The following is a 24,209-nucleotide window of genomic DNA, read 5'->3' on the forward strand; positions in this document are numbered from 1 at the left end:
CAGACAATGAAAATTTACACAAAAAAAGGAGACAAAGGTACGACGGGCCTGTTTGGGGGTAGCCGGGTTGATAAAGACGATGTGCGGGTTGAGTGCATCGGCACCTTGGACGAAGCCAACTCGACCATTGGGTTGCTTCGGGTGAAACTGGGACCCGACCATAGCTGGCAGGCAAATCTGCAAAAAATCCAGAAGGATATGATGGATATGATGTCGCACCTGGCCCGACCTTCCGACGCCAAAAAAGAGAATAAAAACCCAATGCCTGAGGACGGAGCCGAGTTTTGCGAAACCTGGATTGACAACCTGGAAAGCGCAATGACCTCCCCATCCGACTATTTTCTACTACCGGGGGGCAACGAAATCTCGGCGCTCTGCCATGTGGCCCGCACTCAGATTCGCCGGGGTGAACGTCGCCTGGTTACGCTTCGTAAGACCGATGACGTACACGAGGCCATTCCTGCTTACATCAACCGCCTGTCGGACTTGTTTTTTACGCTGGCCAGGGCTGAAATGGACAAAGCGGGTGTCGCGGAGGAGAAATGGCAACTGTTTTTGTACAAGCGCTTTAAAGCAGAAGCCTAACCGTTTTTCAGCATGATTCACTATGTAACGGGGGGTGTTCGAAGTGGCAAGAGTCGGTTTGCGCAGGCCTATGCCCTGACGCTCAGCGCGTCGCCCACTTACGTGGCAACTGCCAAAATCTGGGACGATGAGTTTAGCCAACGCGTACAACGCCACCGCGATGAACGTGGCCCTGAGTGGAAAACCATCGAAGCGGAACGGGACATTCATACGCTTCCGCTCGCCAACCAGGTGGTAGTCATTGACTGCGTAACGCTCTGGCTAACGAACCTATTCATGGCATTTGACAACAACATCGACCAGGCCTTAACCGCCTTCAAACTGGAAATAGATGGGCTGAACCAGCTTCCGGGCACTTTCATCATCATCTCCAATGAAATTGGCATGGGCGTTCATGCGCAAACGGAGGTGGGGCGGAAGTTTGCCGATTTGCAGGGGTGGGCCAACCAGTACGTGGCCGCTCAGGCGAACGAAGCGATCCTGCTGGTTTCGGGCATACCACTCTATCTCAAAAAATAAACGTAGCCATACGCAATTACTCCCTATGTCCCCCTTCGATCAGCCGTCGCTTCATCAACAAATCCAGGAAAAAATCAACGCGAAGACGAAACCATTGGGTGCGCTGGGCCAGTTGGAAAAACTGGCCCTCCAGCTAGCCCTGAATCAACAGACACTGACGCCCCGGTTTGTTCAGCCCCATATTGTCGTGTTTGCGGCCAGCCATGGCATTGCCAGCGAAGGCGTAAGTGCTTACCCGTCAGAAGTAACCTACCAGATGGTGCTCAATTTTCTGAATGGCGGGGCCGCGATCAACGTCTTTACCCGGCAACACAACATCAATCTTTGTCTGGTCGATGCGGGTGTCGATCATAATTTTAGCCCAGACCCGAAACTGATTAACGCCAAAATAGCGTACGGTACCCAAAGTTTTTTACGGGGGCCGGCCATGACTTCCGGGGAGTGTGAGGAATGCCTGAGCAAAGGCACTGAGATTGTCCGGACCATCCGGAAAACCGGCTGCAATGTCATCGGTTTTGGCGAGATGGGCATTGGCAATACCTCGTCAGCTTCCGTACTGATGAGTAAGCTGCTGGGCATTCCCATTGCCGATTGCGTCGGCAGGGGCACCGGGCTGGACGAGGATCAATATCAGCGTAAACTGGACTTGCTTCAACAGGCCCTGTCATTTCATGAATCGGTCAGCTCGACACCAATGGCGGCATTACAGGCCGTAGGCGGCTTTGAGATTGCCATGATGTGCGGAGCTTTTCTGGAAGCGGCCCGGCAGCGAATCACAATACTGGTCGATGGGTTTATTGCGTCAGTGGCTTTTCTGTGTGCCGCCCAACTTGAGCCATCCGTCAACGAACTGGCTATTTTTTGCCATCAGTCAGACGAGAAAGGGCATGCTCGTTTGTTAAGCGAACTGGGTGCCGAACCGCTACTGAATCTGGGCATGCGACTGGGCGAAGGAACCGGGTGCGCGGTGGCCTTTCCCCTTCTGCAAAGTGCACTCGCGTTTCTGAATGACATGGCTTCGTTCGAAAGTGCCAACGTCAGTCGTCAACCCGTATGAAGCACGAACTCCGGCTCTTTTTTACGGCGCTTCAGTTTTATACCCGACTGCCGGTGCCTGCCTGGGTTGGCTACCACGAACCGGCCCTGAATCAGGCAACGCGGTATTTTCCCCTGGTCGGCTGGATCGTTGGGGCAATCAGTGCGTTGGTCTGGTTAATCGGGGCTTACGTGCTGGGCCCTGCCACCGGTTTGTTGCTGTCCCTGACGGCGTCGGTACTCACAACGGGTGCTTTCCACGAAGATGGGTTTGCCGATGTCTGCGACGGCTTTGGTGGTGGCTGGACGAAGGACAAGATTCTGACAATCATGAAAGATAGCCGGGTCGGCACGTATGGTGTCGTTGGTCTTGTGCTGCTGCTGGGCCTAAAGTTGAGTGTTTTGCTTTCCCTCAGCCCAAGCCTGCTGGCCCACCCGGAACGCCTGGTCTGTCTGCTCATCAGTGCGCATGCCCTGAGCCGATTCATGGCGATCACGTTCCTGTTTACGCACACGTACGTTCGGGAAGACATGGACAGCAAAGCTAAACCCGTGGCCCGGCCGGATTCTCCCTATACGCTGGTGGTTGCCGGCCTGCTGGCTTTGTTACCCCTTTCACTGGTCATCTACCTGGCTCATCAGCCGCTTTTGCTTCTGGTTGTTCCCGGACTGTATGGCTTAAAAATCGGGCTGGGCCGTTATTTTACGAAATGGATAGGCGGGTACACCGGCGATTGTCTGGGCGCAACCCAGCAGGTTTGTGAAGTGGGGTTCTATCTGATTACAGCGGTCGTATGGAAATTTACCTGATCCGACACACAACACCAGACGTGACGCCCGGCTTTATTTATGGCCGAACAGACGTCGCCCTCGCAGGCAGTTTCCTGACCGAAATGGTAGCCATCCGGCAGAAGCTTCCCGTGCCATTCGATGCGGTTTACTCCAGTCCCGCCCAACGTTGCACTCAGTTGGCGGAACAACTCACCCCCACTTTTTTGGTCGACGATCGCCTTTGGGAACTGGATTTCGGCGATTGGGAGGGCAAAACCTGGGACAGCATCAACCCGGACGAGTCGGAGGCCTGGATGGCTGATTTCGTCAATGTCCGTACGCCCAACGGGGAAAGTATGGTTCAGATGAACGAACGGGTTACCGCTTTCTGGACTGAACTAATCCAAAAAAGAAACAAATCGGTCGCCGTCGTTACCCACGGGGGCGTTATCCGCCTGCTTACAGCCGAAGACCGACAACTCCCTCTAGCCAAAGCCTTTACAATCAAAGTCGACTACGGGGATGTCCTTTTACTACACCCCCGTTAGTGGCTTTTTGTCTCTGTTATTCCACCCAGGTCAGTTTTTCGTCAATGGGTTTACGAACGGCGGGTTTTTCCTTTGCCTGATGGTAGCCCATGAAGAAAAGGCCAACGCATTTTTGATTGGGTTCCAGGTGGAGAAAGTGCTCCAGGGCAGTCAGGTTTCCCGGTGTACTCCAGTAAGCGCCTACGTCCAGCGCCGTGGCGGTGAGCCACATGTTCTGAACGGCGCTGGCAACCGCGGCTAACTCTTCCCACTCGGGTACTTTCTCCGGATGTAAGGCCATGTTGATGGCAATCACGCAGGAGGACTTCAGTACTTTATTGCGCGTGCCCTCGTATTTAGCCTCCGAAAACGATTCCGGCGTGGTCTGGGAACGATAGGTTTCACCCAAGAAGTCAGCTAATTTTTTCAGGCCTTCACCCCGAAATATGGTAAATCGCCAAGGCTGCGTCAGGCGGTGAGTCGGAGCGAAATTGGCATTTTCGAGAATAGCCTCGATAACGTCGCGGGGTATTTCTTTGTCGATGTATTCGGGCGGAAAAATACTCCGACGCGTGCGGATAATCTGATTTACTGTTTCGATTGCATTCATTTTGAAAACGTGTTTAAAGGCAAAACCTGGTTAAGGTAACGCTACGGGCAGGGGCACCCCTGCCGCAAGATCTGATTGAATAACGCGCTGAACAAACGTCAGCCGCTCATTGACCGAAACGGTAGGAAGGTCAATAATCGTAAAGCCCAGCAACTGATAGATCTCGACCAGTACCTGGTGAAGAATTGTGGCTTCGGCAAATGTCTGCCACCGCTCCGCATCATTGACATAGATGGCCTGCCAGGGTGGTGCCATAAAGACAAGTGGCGCGTAATTACACTGCTCCACGGCCCGGTAATACCTTTCCTCGATGGGTAAACCCCCGACCTGTAAATACGCAATGATGTCGGGAACACCCCGATCAAAAAAAGCGGGCTGACCGTTAGTCGCTTCTGTTACCTGCTCACAATCGGCCACCATCCGTTCCAGGGCCAGCCGGGCAAAACAGGCTAAGTCGATCCAAGGCAAACACGGGCTTCCCTCCGCTACCTGCTGTTGAATCAGTTGACGTGACGCTTCATCAACGCAATAAAAGCCGGTTTTTCGCAACGCATTCAGTAAGGTACTTTTTCCGGCCCCCGGCCCCCCTGAAATAATGAATTTACGCATAAGCTGATACAATCAGGTAGATACAAAGCAGGCCAATGACCATTAACAAACAAGTCAGGTGGTTGATTCGGCTGACCCGGGCAATGTCGCCGGATTCAATAATCCGTTCGCGCTGACCGATAAAGGGCTTATCGACCAGCACGCCGTGGTACACATTGGGACCACCGAACCGGCAGTCAAGAATACCGGCCAGGGCTGCTTCCGGATACCCGGCGTTGGGGCTTTTGTGCTGATGACCATACCGAAGCATAAACTGCCCCCCCCGGACACTCCCCGAAACGATGACCATGAGCAGGGCCGTCAGTCGGGCGGGAATGAAATTTGCCACATCGTCCAGCCGGGCCGCAAACTTGCCAAACTGCTCATAACGATCACTCCGGTAACCGATCATCGAATCCAGAGTATTGATCATTTTGTAGGTCATCAGACCCGGAACACCCGCCAGCGCATAAAAAAACAGGGGGGCAATGACGCCATCGCTGAGGTTTTCGGACATCGTTTCGAGCACGGCAATCCGGATTTGCTGGACACTTAGGCGGGAGGTATCACGACCGACAATGCGGGAGAGCTGTTTCCGGCCCGCTTCCAGCCCGTTCGCGTCCAGTACGGCGAAAACGTTCTGACCCTCCACAATCAGGTTTCGGTTTGCCAGTCCGTACCATACCCACAGGCTATTCGTGAACATAAGCAGCCAGGGATGAAGGCTGATGAGGAGCCTGTTCAAGCCGGCAAAAAACAGATATGTACCTGCACACAACCCAACCGTTAAGGCCAGCCCTTTCAGAAACCGGGCTGATCTACGATTCAATCCCCGTTCTCCGTTGGCAATGAGGGTACCAAAAAACCGAATCGGGTGGGGCCACTGCTCAGGATCACCGACAACCAGGTCGAGCAAGTAGCCAAGCAGCAGGGGCACCGTAACCAGCGCTAGTTTTTCCATGTGGCCAGCGCATTAATCAATACCTTGTTTTTTTCGGGCAACAGGGTTGCCAGCCGAAAATGGCCCGCGCCCAGGCCCCGAAAATTACTGGCATCCCGGATCAGGAAACCGAAGTTGGTCATCAAAAACTGTTTCAACTCAGCCGCTGTTCCCCGTTGTGTTTCTACCAGAAAGAAATGCGTTTGGCTGTCATGGACGCGAAGCCCCTCCAGGTGGTGCAGGTCATGTCGAAACACCGCAGCATCCTCGAGCAGCGTCTTCATAGGTGGCTGGCTATGGGCGTACTGTTCAAAAATAAACCGGCCCGCTTCCAGCGCCAGTGCATTAACCGTCCAGGGTTGCTTCCAGGTTTTTAAGCGGGCAATCATTGTGGGAGAACTGACAACGTAGCCTAAGCGAAGCCCCGGAATCGCGTACGTTTTCGTCAGCGAACGCATAATGATCAGATTGGCATGGTAATCCAGCGAAGGAATCAACGAGGGCGAACACCGGGTAAACTCAATGAACGCTTCATCAACAACAAAAATCGTTTGCGGATTCCGGGCGATCCAGCTGGCTACCTGCGCGAACAGGGCTCCCGTTGGGTTGTTGGGATTACAGATAAAAACCAGATCGGTGGTCAGGGCTGGCAAGTCCGCCAACTGACCCCAGTCGAGGAATAGAAGCTGGTGGTTGTGCATCCGGCAGGCGTCTTCATATTCCGCAAAGGCTGGCACAACGATGGTCGTTTTCCGGCCCGCAAAAGCCTGGGCAATCAGGTAAATGCTTTCCGTTGTCCCGCTGTTTATCATGACTTGCTCGGCCCTAAGCTGGTGGTGATCAGCCGCCTGTTGGGCCAGACTCCCGGCTATTACTTCCGGGTACCGGTTGATCGATGCCCATTGGTGGAAAAGGTGTTCTTTCAGTCCGGCGGGCTCGCCACCATACCAGACATTTGTACTAAAATCGGCGGTTACCGGTTGGGTAAACTGGTAGCCATCATCACCGTGTCCATGCAGCATAAAAATTGTTGTCTGTCTTGCTCACTACCGCTTCAGGCTGGCGTAAATCTGTTCCATGTCCACGTGCGCCCGAATCACGTCTGCCAGCTTATTGAATTGTTCCTCTTTGAACTGCCGAAAATCGCCGGTCGATTCGGCGGTTTCGGTGGTATACGCCGTCAGCAACTCGTCGATAACGACGTTGTTATCCAGAATACCGTGCAGGTACGTACCCCAGCATTTGTTGTTCAGAAAATAGCCATCCGGCTCACCCGTTGACAGATACGCCAGCGGCTTAAGCTCCCCGGATACGGTCGTTTGCCCCATGTGGATTTCGTAGCCAGCGCACACATCCGGTTTGTCGAGAAAGGTGAACTGGCGCTGGTGAGTCGTTTTAACGGGTTGCAGCACCGTTCGGACGGGTAGTAAACCGAGACCGGGCATCGAATCCAGCCTGCTTTCCAGGTGATCAGGATCTTCAATGGTTTCGCCCAGCATCTGATAGCCGCCACAGATTCCGATCACCGTTTTTCCTTTTTTATGGGCGGCATAGATAGCCTGCTCCACCCCATTATTTTTGATAGCCAGTAAATCCTCCAGCGTATTTTTGCTACCGGGCAGAATGAGTATGTCCGCTTTGGCCAGCTCGGTGGGCTGATCCGTAAAAAACAGATTTACGCGCGGATCATGCTCCAGCCGGTCGAAGTCAGTAAAATTAGCCAGTCGATTCAGCAAGATCACCGCCACATTAACCTTGTCCTTCACCGCCGAACGGTACTTGGCCTCCAGCGATACGGAGTCTTCCTGTTCGATGAAAATATCCCTGAAATAAGGTAAAATACCCACTACAGGCAAGCCGGTCAGTTCCTCCAGTATTCGCTTACCATCGGCAAAAAGACGGGCGTCTCCCCGGAATTTATTCACGATAATGCCGTTGATACACTGCCGTTCGTCGGGCGTCAGAAGGGCGATGGTTCCGTACACACTGCCAAATAAGCCGCCCCGATCAATGTCGCCAATCAGGTACGTAGCCGCTCCGGCGTGCCGGGCCATGCGCAGGTTGGTAATATCCCGATGTTTAAGATTCATCTCCGAGATACTCCCCGCCCCTTCCATCACAATCGGCGAAAACCGATCCGCCAACCGATCAAACGCCTGCTTAGCCGCCGTGAACAGCTCGGTCCGGTCGTTGGCCATAAAATACTCGTAGGCGGTTTGCGTACCGATCGGTTTGCCATTGAGTATCACCTGTGAGCTTTTATCCGTTGTCGGCTTGAGCAGCACCGGATTCATGTCCGTGTGGCACGGAATCCCGGCGGCTTCAGCCTGTACCGCCTGCGCCCGACCAATCTCCAGTCCTTCGGGTGTCGCGTAACTATTAAGCGACATATTCTGGGCCTTAAAGGGGGCAGGTTTGTAACCGTCCTGCCTGAAGATCCGGCAAAACCCGGCCGTAATGACACTTTTACCAACGTCGGAAGCCGTTCCGACAAACATGATGGGGCGCAGATTAGGCATGGGTCGTTGCGTTATTGATTCGGCCCAGCACCGCCTGGGTAAGGAAATCGGCCGACAACTCATCCAGCGAAAGGCAATCGGCCCCCAACGCGTTGGCCAGTTCGGTAGCCCGGCCCAGACGGATGTAGTCCGTTTCGGTATCCAGAACCAGGGAAGGAATTTGTTGGTCGCGAAGTTGCGCGGCCAGGCGAAGCGTTTGCTGCCAGGCATCGCCCCCACCGGGGAGCGGCACATTGGCTTTTCCATCGCTGAGAATAACCAGCAACGGTTGCAGACTGTCGGGCCGTACCACCTGCTGCATTAGCTGACTGGTTACCTGCAACGCGCGGGGCAACGGAGTACGCCCGCCGGTCGGCAACTGCGACATGGCCTGTTCAGCCAGTTCTACACTGCGCGTCGGCTCCAGGATGATCTGGGCCTCGACGCCCCGAAACGCAATAACGCCCACACTATCCCGACGCTGGTACGCATCGGTCAGCAAACTCAGTACACTGCCTTTCACGGCTTCCATCCGCCGACTGGCAGCCATCGACCCCGAGGCATCGACCACAAATACGATCAGGTTCCCCGTTTTGCCTGTTCGAATGTTTTGGTGCAGATCCTCCCGACTAACTCCCCCACTGTCAGCATCCCGCAGGAGGGCATGCTGTATGGTCGCCGAAATCGCTAAATCCGTCGGTGCTTTGGTTGCCATAACCTGTGTAACGGTACCCCGTGGGGCGTTTATCGCCTGACTCCGGCGACCAACCTGTAGGGATTGAAAGGCCGTCGGTGCCGTGGCAATCGAGGGAGCCTGTTTATTCGTGGCTACGCCAAAAATCTGTTCGCTTTGCGGTGCGTCGTTGTCCGGATTCTCGCCTTGATCGGGCGAGCCTTCGGTAGGTGATTGACGACTATCGTCGGGGGGCGTTGGCTCATTCGGGGGCGAAGGCAGATTATCGGGTGGTGCCTGTTGCATCAAGTCGTTCAGCTTATTATCCGGCAATCGGCTGTCGTCAAATGGCTTCTTTCGCTGCCGGTGGGTCAGGGCCAGTTCAGCCGCCTGCCTGACATCGTCGGCCGTTACACCAGTACGGCCAGCCAGGGCCGCCAGGGTTATCGCTGTTTTGTACATAACAATGTCAGCCCGCAGACTCGCTACATTTAACTCCGTGCAAAGCTGGCTGATCAGCGTCAACAAGCCATCCGACAAGGTGACCGAGGGGAGTAACTGGCGAGCTTTCTGAATCTGATTCCGGATGACTTGTTGTTCATTCGTCCAGCGAGTAACGAAGGAATCGGGGTTTTCATCGAACGCAATGCGTCGCCGGACAACTTCGGTGCGTTCCGCTACGTCGCGGGGAGCAACTACGTCCACCATCAACCCAAATCGATCCAGAAACTGAGGTCGCAAATTACCCTCTTCGGGGTTCATGGTGCCAACCAGGGTGAAGCGGGCGGGGTGACTAACCGACAACCCTTCCCGCTGAACGGTATTGACGCCCATAGCCGCTACATCCAGCAACACGTCGACCAGATGATCGGGAAGCAGGTTTACTTCGTCAATGTAAAGAATACCCTGGTGCGCCGTCGCCAGCAAACCAGGCTGTAGTTTCTTCCGTCGGTCCACTAAAATACCTTCCAGATCCAGGCTCCCCAGCAAACGGTCTTCAGTTGCACCCAGGGGTAAGTTAACGAAGGGCACGGGTATCTCTTCCGTTTGCCAGTTCACTTGCTGGCAGGCCTCGCAGACATCCAGTGGTTCGTTGGGCAGGCAATTGAAAGACGAACCCGCTACCCGACGAACGGGCGGCATCAGTACCGACAATCCACGCGCTGCCGTACTCTTTGCCGTTCCTTTATCACCCCGAATCAGCACCCCGCCAATGGCCGGGTTAACGGCACAGGCGAGAAGGGCCTGCCTAAGCTTATTCTGGCCAACCAGCGCGGAAAAAGGGTATATCATACTATACTATTTTGACACTCGTATTCGACATTTAGTCTTTGCATGGATAGTTCATAGCGCCGTCAACAGGCGGCACGACAACCTGTTTCTCTATTCACTTCGCACTTCCAGCATGGCTTCACTTTGCACATAAACAGCCTGCAAGGCCTGGAGCATGTCGGGCGATGGCTCGGCCCACATGCCCCGCCGGGCCGCTTCCAGAAGCCGCTCGGCAATGGCGTTCAGGGCCCACGGATTGCTGTCGGCAAAGAACTGCTGCATGGCCGGATCAAGGGCGTACGTCTCCCCTACTTTCTCGTACATCCAGTCATCAACAACCTGCGCCGTCGCATCGTAGCCAAACAGGTAGTCGACCGTAGCGGTCAGTTCGAGCCCCCCTTTGTAGCCATGCCGTTTGATACTCTCCAGCCATTTGGGATTGACAACCCGGGAACGAAATACCCGTAGCGTTTCTTCTTTCAAATCACGCACAACGGGCTGAGCCGGGTTCTGCGAGTCACCAAAATAATGCCTGGGCTGCTGCCCCGTCAGACTGCGGATCGTGGCAATCATGCCTCCGTGAAACTGGAGATAATCGTCACTATCGAAAATATCGTGCTCCCGGTTGTCCTGGTTATGCAGGGCCACCTCCACACCCGACAGGCGCTGTTTGAACTCGGTACGGGCATCGGTACCCTGTGCCGTTTTGGAATAAGCATAACCGCCCCAGTTAACGTAGGCCTGAGCGAAGTCGGCGTCACTATGCCAGTTTTTTTCATTGATCAGCGGCAGAATTCCCGCCCCGTAGGTACCCGGAGCAGCGCCGAATATCCGGTAGGATGCCCGTTCTTCGGCTTCGTCGATGGGCATATCCTGCGCCTGAAGCTGGGCCAGATCGGCCAGGTAATGTTTGCGAACAAAGTTCTGCTCCAGGGGTTCGTCCAGAGCAATGACTCGCTGAACGGCCTCATCCAGCAGATCAATCAGATGAGGGAACGCATCCCGAAAAAAGCCGCTGATGCGCGTCGTTACGTCAATTCGGGGTCGGCCGAGTTCGGTAAGCGGAATGACGTCGACGTCAACGACACGCCTGCTTTCGGCCTGCCAGATGGGGCGTACCCCAAGCAGGGCCATCACTTCAGCGGCATCGTCGCCACTGGTGCGCATGGCACTGGTGCCCCAGATGCTGATGCCTACACTCTCGGGGTAGCGACCCGTTTCTTTCCAGTGTCGGTCAAGGACTTCGCGAGCCAGTTGCTGGCCCACTTCCCAGGCGGCCTGCGACGGAAGCGCCCGCGGATCGACGGCGTAAAAATTACGTCCGGTGGGTAAAATATGCGCCATACCCCGGGTCGGTGCGCCACTAGGACCAGCCGGTACGTAACCTCCCGAGAGCCCATGTAACAAGTTGACGATCTCATCGTCCGTACGGGACAGATTCGGCATTAAATGCTGACAAACGTAGGCTAACACCTGCCGAACACCCGCAAACTTTTGTTGAGACGGCGACTCGTTAAACGTTTCGAACAGGATCTGATCGATCTGATTGGCCTTAAATCGGTACTGCTGCGCAACCCGGAGGATATGATTGCTCAATTCGTCGATAGCTTCCAGCGCGTCGGAGCCCGTAACGATCACACGACCGGCCAGTTCGGCAAATCGCTCGGAAAGCCCGGTCAGCCGCTCGCCTTTGGCTGTCTGAAGGGTCGGCCAGTCCAGATCAACCAACCGGGCTATTTCGGCCGGCAAACCGGGCGTGGTTGCATTGGGCAGGCGAGTAAGCGATTGCAGCATATCGATCAGGGCATCGCCCATTGGCATCTCGCCCAGTGTATGCAGACCATTGCGAATCTGGGCCGCACCCAGCTCACAGAGGTACCCATCGATGTCTTCGATCAGGTGGGCCACATCCTTTCCATCCATTTCGGTCAGGCTGACCGGCACGCCTTCGGGTGTCATGTCCTCATCCCAGTCATGTTTATGATCGCCGTGGTCGCGACTGAGCATCGCCGATAGGTCAACGTCGAGGTTAGTCTGTTTGATGAGCGCCCAGATCTGGCGCTGCAACAGCGGTAGCTTCGCCGGGTCCATAGTTTCGACCTGGTAATATTCATCGACCAATTGCGTGAGCTGAGCCAGTTCACCGTAACTATCGGCCGAGGTCATGGGGGGCGTCAGGTGATCGACCACAACGGCATGGGCGCGCCGTTTAGCCTGCGACCCTTCTCCCGGATCGTTGATGATAAAGGGATAAAAAAGCGGCAGATCACCCAGAAAGGCGTCGGGGAAGCAGTTGGCCGATAAGCCAATTCCTTTTCCCGGTAACCACTCCAAGGTTCCGTGTTTGCCTACGTGAACGATGGCATCGGCCTGCCAGTCGTCGCGCAGCCAGCGGTAGAGTGCGTAATAGTGATGCGTGGGCGGCAGGTCAGGCTGGTGGTAAATGGCGTCGGGGTCCATGCCATACCCCCGGGGTGGCTGCAACGCCACAAACGCATGGCCTAAATCGAGCCCCGCCAGGGCAATATGGCTCTCATGGACGTAGGTTTCGCCGGGGGGTGGCCCCCACTGTTTTTCCATCTTCTGTTGAAGCGCGTCGGGCAGTTCGGCAAACCAGCGCCCGTAACGCTCCGTCGGCACCTGACCAGCCGAACGGGTTAGTTGACTGGCCGTGAGGTACGTCTGGTCGTAGGCGCAGCGGTCAATGAGCTCATGAATCAACTCGGTTCCGGTAGCGGGCACGTTTGTCAGGTGATACCCTTCGGCCTGCATGGCCTGCAGCATATTCATCAGCGAGGCTGGCGAATCCAGCCCAACGGCATTGCCAATCTGGGAGGCTTTGGCGTTGGAATTTGTGAAAATGAACGCGACCCGTTTCTGGGCGTTGGGCAACTGACGCAACCGGGAAAACCGGAGCGCCAGCCCCGTTACCCGTTCGATCCGGTCGTCCAGCGGCACGTAGCCTTTGATGGTTCGGGCCTTCTCTTTAAACGAAATCGGTACGGTGATGATCCGGCCATCGAATTCGGGAATGGCTACGTTCATGGCCGTATCCAGCGGATTGAGTCCCCGGCTGGATGATTCCCAGGGACCCCGCGCCATGCCCGGCGTAATGGCCTGAAAAATAGGAACGTTAAGCTGGGATAAGGCCCGTTGTGATCCAGTATCGTCGCCCGCTGGCCGAACGTCCGTCATGGCATACGAAATGGTGTTGATCAGGTTATCGATGGCAATTCCCCCGTGTTCTGCCTGAAAATAGCCAAAAGCGTAAGGCATCTTCGTTGCGGGATCGACGGCTTTGAGCGACGACGTAAAGACGGGTAACGCGTTCAGCCCTTTGTCTTCCAGCGAACGAACCAGTGCATCCACGAAGGCCGTATTCCCACTGATCCAGTGCGAGCGGTAGAACGTAAGGCCAATGGTCGGTAATTCAGGATTGTGCCGCTGTACCCAGTCTGACAGATCGGCCTGTTCGGGCAGATCGGGGTGGTAAATGCCGTGGTCGGGCAACTGAATGGGTGCGTCGGCCCCGAATCCGGTCATCAGCAGGTGATCGGCCAAAAAGCAGAACAACGCCGTCAGATTCTGATAGCCACCCGCCTGCACGTACCCCAGGGTTTCGTGCAGAATGACGGGCGATACGGTTGAAACGGCAGCAAATTCGGGGTTGAGTTCTCCTGTGCCACTGATGACGATCAGATGCTGGCCTTTTTCTTTGGCCCGGCGGACCAGCTCGCTGAAGCCCGGTACACTGCTGGGCCGACCATGAATACGCAGGATAATGATGTGGGCGGCTCCTATTTCCCGGTCGAGTAACTGGGCCATCTGGGCTTCGCTTTTGATGGCCAGTAAGCTGATGCCCGTCGTTTTCGGAAAGTTGTCGGGCAACCCTTCCAGAACGCGGTTCAGGGTGAGCAGATCCGTGTCGGCGTGCGTCAGAAAAACGATGCCTCCCGTGGGTAATGCCGTTTGCCCCAGTTGGGTCGCGGTTTCCGAGCCTTTCCAGGTATAAAACTGAAAGACATATTCCGACAGCTCCGTGGGTGGAGGCAGGTAGCCATCGGCCGCAATCATGCTGTCGATGTAATCGAAGATGGCGATAATCTGCCAGTCGCTGTTGATGGAATGAAACCAGATGGAGTGCCCATCGAACAGCAGCGTAGCGACGTTGGCCAGCGTGCAGGGACCCAGGCAACCGCCCTTGGTCATGTGCACGACATTTCTGATTTTCCGGCGTAACCACTCACTCTTGTACAGCTCTACCGGAACCGCGGCATACCCCCGGTCGGTGCGTCCGCAGCAACAGGCATTGTAGCAATAGGACAGATGCCCCCGTCGCTGAACGAGGTTAATGGCTTTTCCATCAGCCCGGTTAACTCGCTGGCGTTTGATGTCAGTCATGTTGATGCGTCGTTTCGAAATACCGGCCAACCGCGTTAACCCGATTGAGCAATTCATGAATAAACTCCGGCTGATTCCCCCAATAGAGGTGTACATACGAAGCAAACGTATTGTCTACCCGATACACCTTCGTGTCGACGGGTAGGCCTCTGGCATTCGTGATCGTTGCGATGGATTGGGGCGTACTGTGCTCATTCAGCGTTGAGTAATGAAACTCGTGCCCTTTGAGCGTCATACCGTCCCAGTCGATCCGGCGGTACCCCAGCGTCAGGGTCGGCGAAAGCATGGAGGTACTTGTGTCCAGTACACCAGCCATGGGAAACGACGTACCCGTATTTGTCTGGATCGCCTGACCCAGGTACATCAGCCCCCCACATTCAGCGTACGTCAGTCCGCCAGCCTGACAATACGCCCGAATGCTGTCGAGCATGGATGTATTCTGGCTGAGGGTTTCGGCATAAAGCTCTGGATACCCACCCGGTAGGTACAGAAAATCAGTATCGGGAATTGTTCGGTCCTGTAATGGGCTGAAAAACGTAACGGCCCCTAAACGAGCCAGTACATCGATGTTCTGCTGATACGTAAACGCAAACGCGTCATCACGGGCAACGGCTATGCGAAGCGTTGAGGCTGTAGACCCGGAAACAGATTCAGAACCAGACGCCAGCAATGGCGTTTCGATGCGGGTGATGTCCAGCAGCCGGTCAACATCGATCGTCTGTGGAATGGCCGTCGCGATGGCGTCGATAATGGCTTCGTAATCCGTTTCTGCCGAAATATGAAGGCCCAGGTGTCGCGACGGAATGGCAAATGCCGGATTCGGGGGTAAATAGCCCAGTGCTTCAACACCAACATCGGCACAGGCATCGGCCAGGAACCGGTAATGCGATGGCGTACTGACGAAGTTAAATATGGCCCCGACCAGCCTGATCCCTTTGTAGAAATGCTTGAAGCCGTACAGCAATGGCGCAACCGAATAGGCCATTGCTTTGGCGTTGATGATCAGCACGACCGGAATGCCCAGCACGTCGGCAATAGCGGCACTGCTCCCCTGCATTTTGTCGGCCCCATCGAAGAGCCCCATGACCCCCTCCGTCACCGCCACATCGGCCTGACCAGCGTAGCGCCGGTACGATTCCAGCGCGTGTTGTTCGGACGCCATGAATAAATCCAGGTTGATGCTGGGTTTACCGGCGGCCTGGCGGTGGTGCAGCGTATCGATGTAGTCTGGCCCACACTTGAACGGCTGCACGTTCAGCGCCCGGTTTTTCAGGGCTCGCAGAAGCCCAAGGGTCAGCGTGGTTTTGCCGGACCCGCTGGACGGGGCCGCCAGCAGGAAATGAGCGGCATGGGTAGCGATGGCCATTGGCGTTCGGCTTAATGAAGTCAGCTTATTTTTTTGGTCTGGTAGTTTGTCTCCTCGGGTGACTCCAGTGGATTGAGCGTTCCTGGCCGTACTTCACAGGCAAACGAGTAGAGAAGAAGATACAAGTTGTGGCGGGTGCTCTGGCAACCAGAAACACAGACCCATTCCGGCCTTGTATGACTCGGACGGATATACTACGCCAAACTTGACCATGCTTCAACCCGCGAAAGCATTGTCAGCAAAAAAAGGCAGGTCTCCTGACTTGTAACATTGCTGCCGTCCTTCCCAGGTCGTCGTCGTGGTAAACCCGACAACGAATCCAGTGGACATGCGGATCGATTCCTCCGCGTTGGCGGATCGACCGGGCAGCAACTTTGGGCGTTACTCACAGTTGCGCGACAGTTCGTGATTTATACACACGATTCCCTATTAATCACGCCGGGGCGTGAGCCTTTTTCTGTTGGAGAAATAAACGGTAAAAACGTACCAACACACAAACATACGATAAAACCCAGTACTTTTGCGGCCGTCAATTGGTGCACATCGGTCATCGATGTGCTTAAAAGGGAATCCGGTGCAAATCCGGAGCAGTACCCGCTGCTGTAAGTTCATAGAAGGGTTTTGACATCCGTGCCACTGTTTCACTGAAATGGGAAGGCGTCAGAACAGAACGAGCCAGAAGACCTGCCTATTGATCACTTATTCGGTTTGCTTTCGGGAATAAAAGCAACGGGAAGTTCTGCAGTCGCAACCCAGGCGACTCCGCTTTTCGTGTGCATTTCCGTCAGCGAACCTATCAACAGGTTCAATCCGACTGCGAAAACGGCATGATCAATCCACTTCTACTGGACTCTTTACTACTGGGTGTTCAACACTCGTTCGAACCTGACCACATGGCGGCCGTTTCGGTGCTGGCGTCGGAGAAAAACAAAACCTACCGGCAGCAGCTAGGGCACGTCATCTGGCGATCATCACACTGGGCATTAGGGCATTCCTTTACCTTGATCCTGTTCGCCTGTTTCATTCTGCTCCTGAAATCAGCCTTGTCGCTCAACATTGCCGAACAGGTCGAATTCGCCGTTGGCCCGCTGATGATCTGGCTGGGTGTGGTAGCCATTCGTCGCAATTTCACGAAACCCGCCAGTCATTCCCACGCTGGCCAGCCGGCAACGGTGAGTCGTTCGTTTTGGGTTGGTATGGTTCACGGACTGGCGGGAACCGGTGGTGCCTGCACCGTTGCCCTTACGCTGGCGGCCCGCGATGCGCAGACGGCCGTTGGCATCATCATCCTGCAAAGTCTGGGCATCATTGTCGCCATGACGATTTACGGCTGTTTTCTTGCTTTTTCGCTGAATAAGGTAGTTGCCCGGTGGCAGGCTACCCTAAAGCTAATCAATTACCTGGTGGGCGCTTTTTCCATCGCCATCGGTCTGTATACGCTCGTCGAAAGTTTTCAATTTTACTTATAACCCCCGTTCTGTGAACACATTTTTTTACCCAGCTCCCCGGCTGCGCAACCTGTTATCGGTTACCCTTTGCACAAGTTTATTCAGTTACGCGACAGGGGCCTACGCGCAGGTAACAACGGCCGATTCGATTCGGGAGCACTCCCTCGACCCCGTTGTCGTCACGGCGACCCGGTCCGAAGTACAACGCGACAAAATTCCTCAACAAATCAACATCATCACCCGACGGGATATTGAGCAAACTCAAGCCTTCGATGTGACCGATATTGTCAAAAAACTAGCGGCAGTCAATGTCATTCAATACCCCAGCCTGTCATCGGGCGTGGGCATCCGGGGGTTCCGACCCCAGTTTTCAGGGCTTAATCAGCGTACGCTGCTGCTCATCGATGGCCGTCCGGCGGGGGCAACAAATCTCTCGACCATAGGGCTCAACAACGCAGAGCGGGTCGAGGTGCTGAAAGGTCCTGCTTCGGCACTCTATGGTTCGCAGGCAATGGGCGGGGTAATCAACATCATTACCCGCCGGTCGAAAGGAAAAATACGGGGCAATGCTTTTGCCGAATATGGCTCGTTTCAAACGTATCAGGGTGGCGGAAATGTAGGTGGCAATCTGACCAAGCGCCTGGATTTCGATGCCTCCCTGAGCTATTTCAGGCGCGCTGCCGATTACAAACTGGGGAATGGAAATTTCTTCCGGGATAAACTGGCCGGTGATCAGGCCGTCAAGAACTACAGCAACAAGCCCGCGGAGACAGTAGACGACCAAAAAGACGATGGACTGACCCGGCCAAACACGAAACTGACGTATTATTCGGGCTCTTTGCGCGTGGGTTATCAACTCAGTAGTAACTGGCGGATTGATGTTCGGGGAGAGAAATTCATTGCCAACGACGTTGAATCGCCTGGTGATATTACGTACGGGACCACGCAGGCGGGCTTGAAAGATGCCGACCGGCAGGCGGGTGAAGCCGCGCTGAGTGGTCAGTTGGGTCAGCATAAAGCCATGGTACGGCTGTTTACGTCCGAGGAAAACAGCTTCGTAAAAACCATCAATGCCGCCGGGTTACCGATCACGCCCTTTCAGTCATCAAGCACCGGCAACCGCTGGCAGGGTGTTCAGCTCAACGACAGCTGGCAACTGGGGCGTCACCGACTGATACTTGGCTACGACTACCTGAACGCCAGTACCCGATCGCGGAGCTGGAGCGACGCCGTTACTGAGAGAGCCCCTACTCAACCCAACTACGCCCTTCGTTCGTCGGCGTTCTATGCCCAGGGCCTGCTGACTGTAGCCGGGGAACGACTGACGCTGCAACCCGGTATCCGCTACGACAATATTACGTTCGACGTGCAGGAAACGCCCCTGCTGACAACCTTTAAAGCGGGAAAAAAGACTAACCCCTTTGTTAGTCCCAGCCTGGGTGCCATTGTCCGGCTTGCGCCTGGCTTGCGCCTGAACGGAACGGTGGGACGCGCCTTCGTTACGCCGGATGCCTACAACGTAGCCGGTTACTCGCAGACCCGCACATCGGCGGGGAGAATCACCGTAACAACCGGCAACCCCAACCTAATGAATGAAAACAGCCTTAGCTACGATATGGGCGTTGCTTTTAGCCGACCCAAAGCTGGGTTTAGTGCAAGCATTACGTACTTCAACACGAACGTGAAAGACCGTATTGCCCGGCTGGTTACGCAGGTGAATGAAAAGCAGGACAACGGCGACGTGATTGTGGCGCGGGGAACGTACGTCAACGCAGCGAACTCAGCAATGGACGGAATCGAGACGGAGGTTGCCTATGATTTGGGAGCCCTGGCAGCGTATCGCCATTCGTTGCGTCTGTTTGCCAATGCTACGTCGATGATTCGGTATACGGAAACCCTGGTCGGCACGGACGGCGCAACCACCGAACGGGATATTATGAATGTAGCGAACATGAATCTGAACGCGGGCGTTGATTACGATTCGTTCAGGGGCTTCCGGATGCGTTTGCTCGGGCGGTATGTGGGGCACCGGAAAGACACGGACTTTACCGATGCCGCCAACCCGGAGATTGTGTATCCCGAATACCTGGTGTTGGACTTCAGTACGTCGGTAACGTTAGCCAGACAACACACGCTTGGCCTTCAGATTACCAACCTTACCGACGAAAATTATTATGAGAAACGCGGCTATAACCTGCCCGGTCGGTCGGCTTTTCTGAAATATAGTTTTTCCTTCTAAAGTAAATCCGTCAAACAGTCAGGTAGTACGGTAACCGGTGAGACCAGCCGAAAATAGGGGTATCCCCGGCTGATGAAAGCTTTGTTTTCATTAGCCGGGGATACTTGTTATTGACGCTTTTCGGTGTTACCCCGCGAATCAGATCAGAACAAAAAGGTGATATGCGTTGTCAGCTGCGCATTCGCCTGTAGTTCGCCGTCTGATAAATACTGGGATACCGGACGCCGGTAACTTACCCCAACCGATAATTTGCTCAGATACAGTTCCGTACCCACGTTCAGATAAGCGGCATAGCCACCCGTTTGCCTGTTAGTGACACCCGCTCGCACATCATGACCTGCCTGTTCGAGAAAAACACCGGCATTGGGCATAACAGACCAGCTTCCCAAAGCGCCTGAATAGAAAAAGGAAGCCGACGTGTTGAGTCGATTCCCAAACCGATACCCGTTGGCGTTGGTGTTTGTCATCCGGTAGGATACATCGGCGTTCAGACCCCAGTTTTTATACCGGGCGGTGTAGATTACGTTGGCAATCCAGTCGGTACTACCCGTACCCAGTTGAAAATTCGGGTTAGCGACGTCCAGCAGGCTGTTTTCATCGTAGTGATAGCGCCCCGTTGGCAGTTTAACCCCACCACCAACGAGCAGATTATGGTTGACCATGTGCACCGTCGTATCGTCCATAAATGTGTTGATGACGTTATAATGAGCCAGGGCCGTTATGTCGCTCAGGCCACGTAATGGCGTTACACTACCCGATTTGAGCATGGTCTGCTGACTGAACTGGTAAGGAATAAAGCCCATCACCTGCACCCGTTTGGCCGGATAAAACCGCCCCCACACTTCAGCCGTCCGGAACTCTTCCCGGCTGCTCAGATTCAGGCTGTTCAGATGCGAGTTGAACGTGTTGTAGCGGTAGCGCACTCCCAGAAAACCACGATGTCCCTGGGGTAGAATACCAAAAAATGACCCTCCGTTACTGCACCCGCACAGATCGCAGGCTTGCCCGGACAGGGTTGATAGCGCCATCAGGCCAACCAGAATAAGGTTCTTCATATAACTTGCTGTTAAGGTTCGACAAAGCGTGGGTCACGCAGAAACTGATCGTCGGTCAGTGTTTTGAGGAAAGCGATGATTTGTCGTTTTTCGTCCGTCGTCAGCGCAATACCCAACCGCCCTTTTTGCCGGAGCAGCGGGTCAAGATTTTCCGTCGGCTGTACGTTCTCGGTGTAATGCGTCAATACGGCGTCGAGCGAATAGAAGCGACCATCGTGCATATAAGGCAACGTCTTCTCGACGTTTCGCAAACTGGGCACCTTGAACCGGTACCGATCGTCGGCCAGTTCGGTTACATGAGCCCGGCCGATGTCGTTACTGCCCTGAATAAAGAGGCCATTGTTTCGAAAACTGTTATCGGTAAATAGTTCGCCAGCATGACAACCGCTGCATTTAGCCCGGAACACCGTCAAACCCGCCTGTTCTTCATTCGTCAGGGTGCCCCCCGGTTCTTTGCGAACCCATTTATCGTAGCGCGAATTGGCCGACACCAGGGTCAGCATAAATTGCGACAACGCCTGCAGAAAGCGGGGGCCATTGATTTCGTCCGTACCGAAGGCGGCTTTGAACAGGGGCGGGTATCGGGCACTTTTTCTGAGCTTGGCAATCACATTGGTGGATCGTTCATCCATCTCCAGCGGATTTTCAATCGGGGCAATGGGGGCCAGATCCAGACTATGCACCCCACCATCCCAAAAGAAATCAGACGCCCAGGCCAGGTTTTGAATCGGTAGCGAGTTTCGTGTACCTACCCGGTTGTCGATTCCATGACTTACGTCGTGCTGATGATGAGTGAAGGCGTACGCCTGGCTATGACACTCCGCGCAGGCAATTGATCCATCGCGGGAAAGCTGCCCATCGTAGAACAAGGCACGCCCCAACCTGAACCCTGCCGGGGTGATCTGATTCTGATCCAGTGCATAAACGGGTTGCGGAAAATTGGCCGGCTGCTCAAAAAGCACCTCCGGCTCCGCTTCTGGCTCAGTGGTCTGGCAAGCCAGGAGTCCCAGCACAAGACCGGTGCTGGCCACTATCGTTTTCAGGTTCGAAAATACACTCATAAGCGAAACAGCGCCCCGGCCAAACCAGCCGGGGCCATCTGATTTTACTGTTTGTCGTTATGGACGTGATCGACCTGAAACATGGCCTTGTAATTGTCGGCAATGGGCGCTGCTACGGCCGGGCTGTGGACACTGTTGGTCGTTGCCAGGCTGATTTTATTGGTACCGTTGAAAATGGTCAGTGCGTCCACAAACAAATGAATTTCCGGCGCAATATTCCCCCGAACGGTGGCTTTGGTAGTCATGGGCACAGTAACGGTGCGTAGATTGTTAACGGTTTTTGCCGCCCCGTTCCAGCCCCCTCCGTAGCCGCCAACGTGTATGCCAAAACTCTGCGTGGCACTGGCCGTTTTAGGAACAGCCGTTGAGGTACCCTCTATCTTAAGAAAGATGTACCCCGAATTCCAGGACCAGTACATGCCATCGTCGCCATAGCTGGTCACATCGAGCACCCCGACTCGTTCGGCTACCGGCGACACACTCTTGGCACTATCGACTCCGATGGTGAAGCTCATTTCACTGTAATTACCCGAGGGGACGTTGTTGAGCGTGATTACCTGTGATGCCGCGTCCGACTGGCGAATCAGAAAATACTGATCTGGAAATTTCTGGATGGTACCGTTTTCGTTTTTGAGCGAAATAGTACTGACAAAATAGTTCAGTTTGGTCAGGGCGAATGGTTCGCCGGCAGACGTCTTGTAAGCAGGCGTTCCTAACACCAGCTTCTGGTCGCCAACCCGGTTTTCAAACTCGATAGAAACCGAATTGGTCGTATTTGGATCGACGACATCATCGGCTGTTTTCTTACAGGAGATCAAGACAGAACTGGCAACAAAAAGCAGAACAATAAATCGAAAGAAAGACAGAGAAATCATAAAGAGAAATGAGAAAGACTACGAAGATGGAGTAAGCATGGAAGCACCGTGCATTCCAGTAGTTAATGACCCGAAAGGCAGCGAAACTATCCGTAAAAATGTGGCTGGGTGCTTACACCAGCGGAGCGGGCGGCTGAAAAACAGACGATAGAAAGGCTGAATAAGGTACCAGCAGATGGTTTACCAATGGCCGTTGGTGAGCAGGATCACCGGCTGAACCCGCAAATACAAAATGAATAGCCAATTCGCAGAATAGCTGAATAACGGGCGTATGATGCACGCGCTCGGCGGTTTCTTTATCCTGCCTATCCTGCTGGGCTCTCAGGCGTCTGGCCAGGTAGCATTTGCCATCGCAGTGCAGGTCAGGCCGGTCTTTATTTTCGCACAAAACGCGGGTAATGTATTCTTTATTAAGCTGATAATGCGCGATGACTCCCCAGGAACTAACCGTGGGCAGCAGCGTAGCAAACAGCAGGAGATAAAGAATAAACAGCCGCATTCGACTTAAATTTTACGAAAAAAGGGACGAAGGTTACCGGAAACTCGGCTACCCGGTGCCCGCGATTTCCCGCTTGTATGGGTTATCTGACAACTGATTTTATGGAACCGGAAACCCGGTTAACGTGTCGAGTCGGCTTCCACTGGCGTCGCCACCAGAGCAGAAAGCCGGTAATGGATAATAAGCCAGGAGTCAGGCCGATGAACACGTAAAGGATTTTGATGGGCAGGCCACCGAAATTACCAACGTGTAGTGGAAAAAAGGTCGCTTCGATCTTCTCCCAGATACCCTGCTGCGATAGCCGACTAACTTTCTTCACCCTACCCGTTTGTCCGTCTATACTGACCGAGTTCCCCCGCCCGAATACTGCCCACTCGTCGCTCACGGACCCTGTAACCCGAAACGCTCGTTCAGGCTGGGTCGGCAAATACACGTAAGCAGGCAGGAGGTCCGGCATCTGGACCAGCGCATCACGATACAGGGTATCGATCGACATAGTAGTCAGTGTATTGGGCTTGGTAGGTATCCGTTCAGTACGCCAGGCAGTTGGCTTGAAGGCAAAAAGGTTCATCCAGAATCCCGTGAAGAAGATAACCATATTCAGCAGCAAAGACCAGACACCGACAATTCGGTGAATATCCGAACTGATCGTACGCCAGTTTTTCCGATTCAATCGGGCCCGAAACATGAGCACTTTCCAGACTGATTTCCGGTATACGACCAGGCCCGTGAGCAGAGACACCAGCATGGCAATTCCGAGCACAGCGGTCAGTGCCGCACCGGGCACACCCAGCTGAAAACTGAAATGGAACTGAAGCAGCCACTCGACCAAACTCGGCGTAAAGTCGCTGGACTTCCCCTCCCGGAGAATGTCACCGGTATACGGATCAAAGGAAATAATTCCCAGATCATACGTCAATAAGCGGGTATCATTCAGGTAAAGTCTGAAGTTATAGGCTTCATCGGCAGCCGCTTCGGGATTGAGCCAGGCCACGCCATCCAGATTGGGATAGCGGTTGGTAATCGACCGGTAAAAGACCGACAACGGAAGCGGCCTTTCTGCCCGGTCTGTCGGCTGAACGGTCAGTAATTGATGATTGGCCAGCCGGTCAATTTCTTCCCGAAAAACCAGCAGCGAGCCACTCAAACCCAGCAGCAGCAAGAAAATGCCGGTGACAAGACCGAACCAACTATGAAGGCTGAATACACGACGGGTCAGGTTCATGAGCGTTGCGGTTGAAGCGATG

At 54.4% G+C, this 24,209-nt stretch carries 20 protein-coding genes and 2 riboswitches; of the genes, 7 read left to right on the forward strand and 13 right to left on the reverse strand.

Features of this window, described 5'->3' with window-relative positions; genetic code table 11:
• Positions 1-6 precede the first annotated feature (6 nt).
• Genes ACYU87_RS11850 through cobC form a run of 5 tightly spaced genes read left to right on the forward strand, consistent with a single transcriptional unit; the run spans position 7 to position 3,458 of the window.
• Positions 7-585: a cob(I)yrinic acid a,c-diamide adenosyltransferase gene (locus tag ACYU87_RS11850; protein ID WP_461134276.1), complete on the forward strand. Its 579-nt coding sequence runs from the start codon at positions 7-9 to the stop codon at positions 583-585.
• A 12-nt stretch (positions 586-597) separates the two neighbouring features.
• A complete protein-coding gene (locus ACYU87_RS11855; RefSeq protein WP_461134277.1) occupies positions 598-1,104 on the forward strand; it encodes a bifunctional adenosylcobinamide kinase/adenosylcobinamide-phosphate guanylyltransferase in 507 nt (168 codons plus the stop codon).
• 25 nt (positions 1,105-1,129) lie between these two features.
• Entirely contained in the window at positions 1,130-2,161 is a 1,032-nt protein-coding gene (cobT, locus tag ACYU87_RS11860) for a nicotinate-nucleotide--dimethylbenzimidazole phosphoribosyltransferase (RefSeq protein ID WP_461134278.1), read from the forward strand.
• Positions 2,158-2,949 (forward strand): adenosylcobinamide-GDP ribazoletransferase, encoded by a 792-nt coding sequence (locus ACYU87_RS11865; protein WP_461134279.1) that lies wholly within the window; start codon positions 2,158-2,160, stop codon positions 2,947-2,949. Before cobT ends, ACYU87_RS11865 begins: the two co-directional genes overlap by 4 nt.
• A complete protein-coding gene (gene cobC, locus ACYU87_RS11870) occupies positions 2,934-3,458 on the forward strand; it encodes an alpha-ribazole phosphatase (RefSeq protein WP_461134280.1) in 525 nt (174 codons plus the stop codon). Before ACYU87_RS11865 ends, cobC begins: the two co-directional genes overlap by 16 nt.
• 16 nt (positions 3,459-3,474) lie before the next feature.
• On the opposite strand, the gene ACYU87_RS11875 is transcribed toward cobC, so the two are convergent.
• From ACYU87_RS11875 to ACYU87_RS11910, 8 genes are all read right to left on the reverse strand, one after another.
• Positions 3,475-4,047, reverse strand: a complete 573-nt coding sequence (locus ACYU87_RS11875) for a nitroreductase family protein (RefSeq protein WP_461134281.1) — start codon at positions 4,045-4,047, stop codon at positions 3,475-3,477.
• A gap of 30 nt (positions 4,048-4,077) precedes the next feature.
• Positions 4,078-4,656: an AAA family ATPase gene (locus ACYU87_RS11880; protein ID WP_461134282.1), complete on the reverse strand. Its 579-nt coding sequence runs from the start codon at positions 4,654-4,656 to the stop codon at positions 4,078-4,080.
• Entirely contained in the window at positions 4,649-5,596 is a 948-nt protein-coding gene (gene cbiB, locus ACYU87_RS11885; protein WP_461134283.1) for an adenosylcobinamide-phosphate synthase CbiB, read from the reverse strand. The genes ACYU87_RS11880 and cbiB overlap by 8 nt, the downstream gene beginning before the upstream one ends.
• A complete protein-coding gene (locus ACYU87_RS11890) occupies positions 5,584-6,597 on the reverse strand; it encodes a threonine-phosphate decarboxylase (protein WP_461134284.1) in 1,014 nt (337 codons plus the stop codon). The genes cbiB and ACYU87_RS11890 overlap by 13 nt, the downstream gene beginning before the upstream one ends.
• Before the next feature lie 24 nt (positions 6,598-6,621).
• Positions 6,622-8,094, reverse strand: coding sequence for a cobyric acid synthase (locus ACYU87_RS11895; protein ID WP_461134285.1), 1,473 nt, complete (start codon positions 8,092-8,094; stop codon positions 6,622-6,624).
• Complete coding sequence (locus ACYU87_RS11900) at positions 8,087-10,039, reverse strand: putative cobaltochelatase (protein ID WP_461134286.1); 1,953 nt, start codon at positions 10,037-10,039, stop codon at positions 8,087-8,089. Before ACYU87_RS11900 ends, ACYU87_RS11895 begins: the two co-directional genes overlap by 8 nt.
• A 90-nt stretch (positions 10,040-10,129) precedes the next feature.
• Entirely contained in the window at positions 10,130-14,419 is a 4,290-nt protein-coding gene (cobN, locus tag ACYU87_RS11905; protein ID WP_461134287.1) for a cobaltochelatase subunit CobN, read from the reverse strand.
• Positions 14,412-15,785 (reverse strand): cobyrinate a,c-diamide synthase, encoded by a 1,374-nt coding sequence (locus ACYU87_RS11910; RefSeq protein ID WP_461134288.1) that lies wholly within the window; start codon positions 15,783-15,785, stop codon positions 14,412-14,414. The genes cobN and ACYU87_RS11910 overlap by 8 nt, the downstream gene beginning before the upstream one ends.
• A 230-nt stretch (positions 15,786-16,015) precedes the next feature.
• A riboswitch (cobalamin riboswitch) is annotated at positions 16,016-16,255 on the reverse strand.
• A gap of 47 nt (positions 16,256-16,302) precedes the next feature.
• Positions 16,303-16,491: riboswitch (cobalamin riboswitch) on the forward strand.
• A gap of 67 nt (positions 16,492-16,558) precedes the next feature.
• Here ACYU87_RS11910 and ACYU87_RS11915 point away from each other — a divergent pair.
• Complete coding sequence (locus ACYU87_RS11915) at positions 16,559-17,254, forward strand: hypothetical protein (RefSeq protein ID WP_461134289.1); 696 nt, start codon at positions 16,559-16,561, stop codon at positions 17,252-17,254.
• Positions 17,255-17,264: 10 nt separating this feature from the next.
• Entirely contained in the window at positions 17,265-19,472 is a 2,208-nt protein-coding gene (locus ACYU87_RS11920) for a TonB-dependent receptor (RefSeq protein WP_461134290.1), read from the forward strand.
• Positions 19,473-19,615: 143 nt separating this feature from the next.
• Here the strand turns inward: ACYU87_RS11920 and ACYU87_RS11925 are convergent, their stop codons facing one another.
• The 5 genes from ACYU87_RS11925 to ACYU87_RS11945 form a co-directional block, all read right to left on the reverse strand.
• Positions 19,616-20,527, reverse strand: a complete 912-nt coding sequence (locus tag ACYU87_RS11925) for a hypothetical protein (RefSeq protein WP_461134291.1) — start codon at positions 20,525-20,527, stop codon at positions 19,616-19,618.
• 11 nt (positions 20,528-20,538) lie between these two features.
• Complete coding sequence (locus ACYU87_RS11930) at positions 20,539-21,588, reverse strand: cytochrome-c peroxidase (RefSeq protein ID WP_461134292.1); 1,050 nt, start codon at positions 21,586-21,588, stop codon at positions 20,539-20,541.
• 44 nt (positions 21,589-21,632) lie between these two features.
• Positions 21,633-22,463, reverse strand: a complete 831-nt coding sequence (locus ACYU87_RS11935; RefSeq protein WP_461134293.1) for an MbnP family protein — start codon at positions 22,461-22,463, stop codon at positions 21,633-21,635.
• A gap of 112 nt (positions 22,464-22,575) precedes the next feature.
• Complete coding sequence (locus tag ACYU87_RS11940) at positions 22,576-22,962, reverse strand: hypothetical protein (RefSeq protein WP_461134294.1); 387 nt, start codon at positions 22,960-22,962, stop codon at positions 22,576-22,578.
• Between the two features lie 82 nt (positions 22,963-23,044).
• Positions 23,045-24,187, reverse strand: a complete 1,143-nt coding sequence (locus ACYU87_RS11945; protein ID WP_461134295.1) for a PepSY-associated TM helix domain-containing protein — start codon at positions 24,185-24,187, stop codon at positions 23,045-23,047.
• Between the last annotated feature and the right edge of the window lie 22 nt (positions 24,188-24,209).

The organism is Spirosoma lituiforme (genome assembly GCF_054776635.1).

Coding starts and splice junctions, on each gene's coding strand:
- ACYU87_RS11865 (WP_461134279.1), top strand. CDS start 2,158: ATGAAGCACGAACTCCGGCTCTTTTTTACGGCGCTTCAGTTTTATACC.
- ACYU87_RS11855 (WP_461134277.1), top strand. CDS start 598: ATGATTCACTATGTAACGGGGGGTGTTCGAAGTGGCAAGAGTCGGTTT.
- cobC (WP_461134280.1), top strand. CDS start 2,934: ATGGAAATTTACCTGATCCGACACACAACACCAGACGTGACGCCCGGC.
- ACYU87_RS11900 (WP_461134286.1), bottom strand. CDS start 10,039: ATGATATACCCTTTTTCCGCGCTGGTTGGCCAGAATAAGCTTAGGCAG.
- ACYU87_RS11945 (WP_461134295.1), bottom strand. CDS start 24,187: ATGAACCTGACCCGTCGTGTATTCAGCCTTCATAGTTGGTTCGGTCTT.
- ACYU87_RS11890 (WP_461134284.1), bottom strand. CDS start 6,597: ATGCTGCATGGACACGGTGATGATGGCTACCAGTTTACCCAACCGGTA.
- ACYU87_RS11910 (WP_461134288.1), bottom strand. CDS start 15,785: ATGGCCATCGCTACCCATGCCGCTCATTTCCTGCTGGCGGCCCCGTCC.
- ACYU87_RS11850 (WP_461134276.1), top strand. CDS start 7: ATGAAAATTTACACAAAAAAAGGAGACAAAGGTACGACGGGCCTGTTT.
- ACYU87_RS11940 (WP_461134294.1), bottom strand. CDS start 22,962: ATGCGGCTGTTTATTCTTTATCTCCTGCTGTTTGCTACGCTGCTGCCC.
- ACYU87_RS11895 (WP_461134285.1), bottom strand. CDS start 8,094: ATGCCTAATCTGCGCCCCATCATGTTTGTCGGAACGGCTTCCGACGTT.
- cobN (WP_461134287.1), bottom strand. CDS start 14,419: ATGACTGACATCAAACGCCAGCGAGTTAACCGGGCTGATGGAAAAGCC.
- ACYU87_RS11930 (WP_461134292.1), bottom strand. CDS start 21,588: ATGAGTGTATTTTCGAACCTGAAAACGATAGTGGCCAGCACCGGTCTT.
- cobT (WP_461134278.1), top strand. CDS start 1,130: ATGTCCCCCTTCGATCAGCCGTCGCTTCATCAACAAATCCAGGAAAAA.
- ACYU87_RS11925 (WP_461134291.1), bottom strand. CDS start 20,527: ATGAAGAACCTTATTCTGGTTGGCCTGATGGCGCTATCAACCCTGTCC.
- cbiB (WP_461134283.1), bottom strand. CDS start 5,596: ATGGAAAAACTAGCGCTGGTTACGGTGCCCCTGCTGCTTGGCTACTTG.
- ACYU87_RS11935 (WP_461134293.1), bottom strand. CDS start 22,463: ATGATTTCTCTGTCTTTCTTTCGATTTATTGTTCTGCTTTTTGTTGCC.
- ACYU87_RS11880 (WP_461134282.1), bottom strand. CDS start 4,656: ATGCGTAAATTCATTATTTCAGGGGGGCCGGGGGCCGGAAAAAGTACC.
- ACYU87_RS11875 (WP_461134281.1), bottom strand. CDS start 4,047: ATGAATGCAATCGAAACAGTAAATCAGATTATCCGCACGCGTCGGAGT.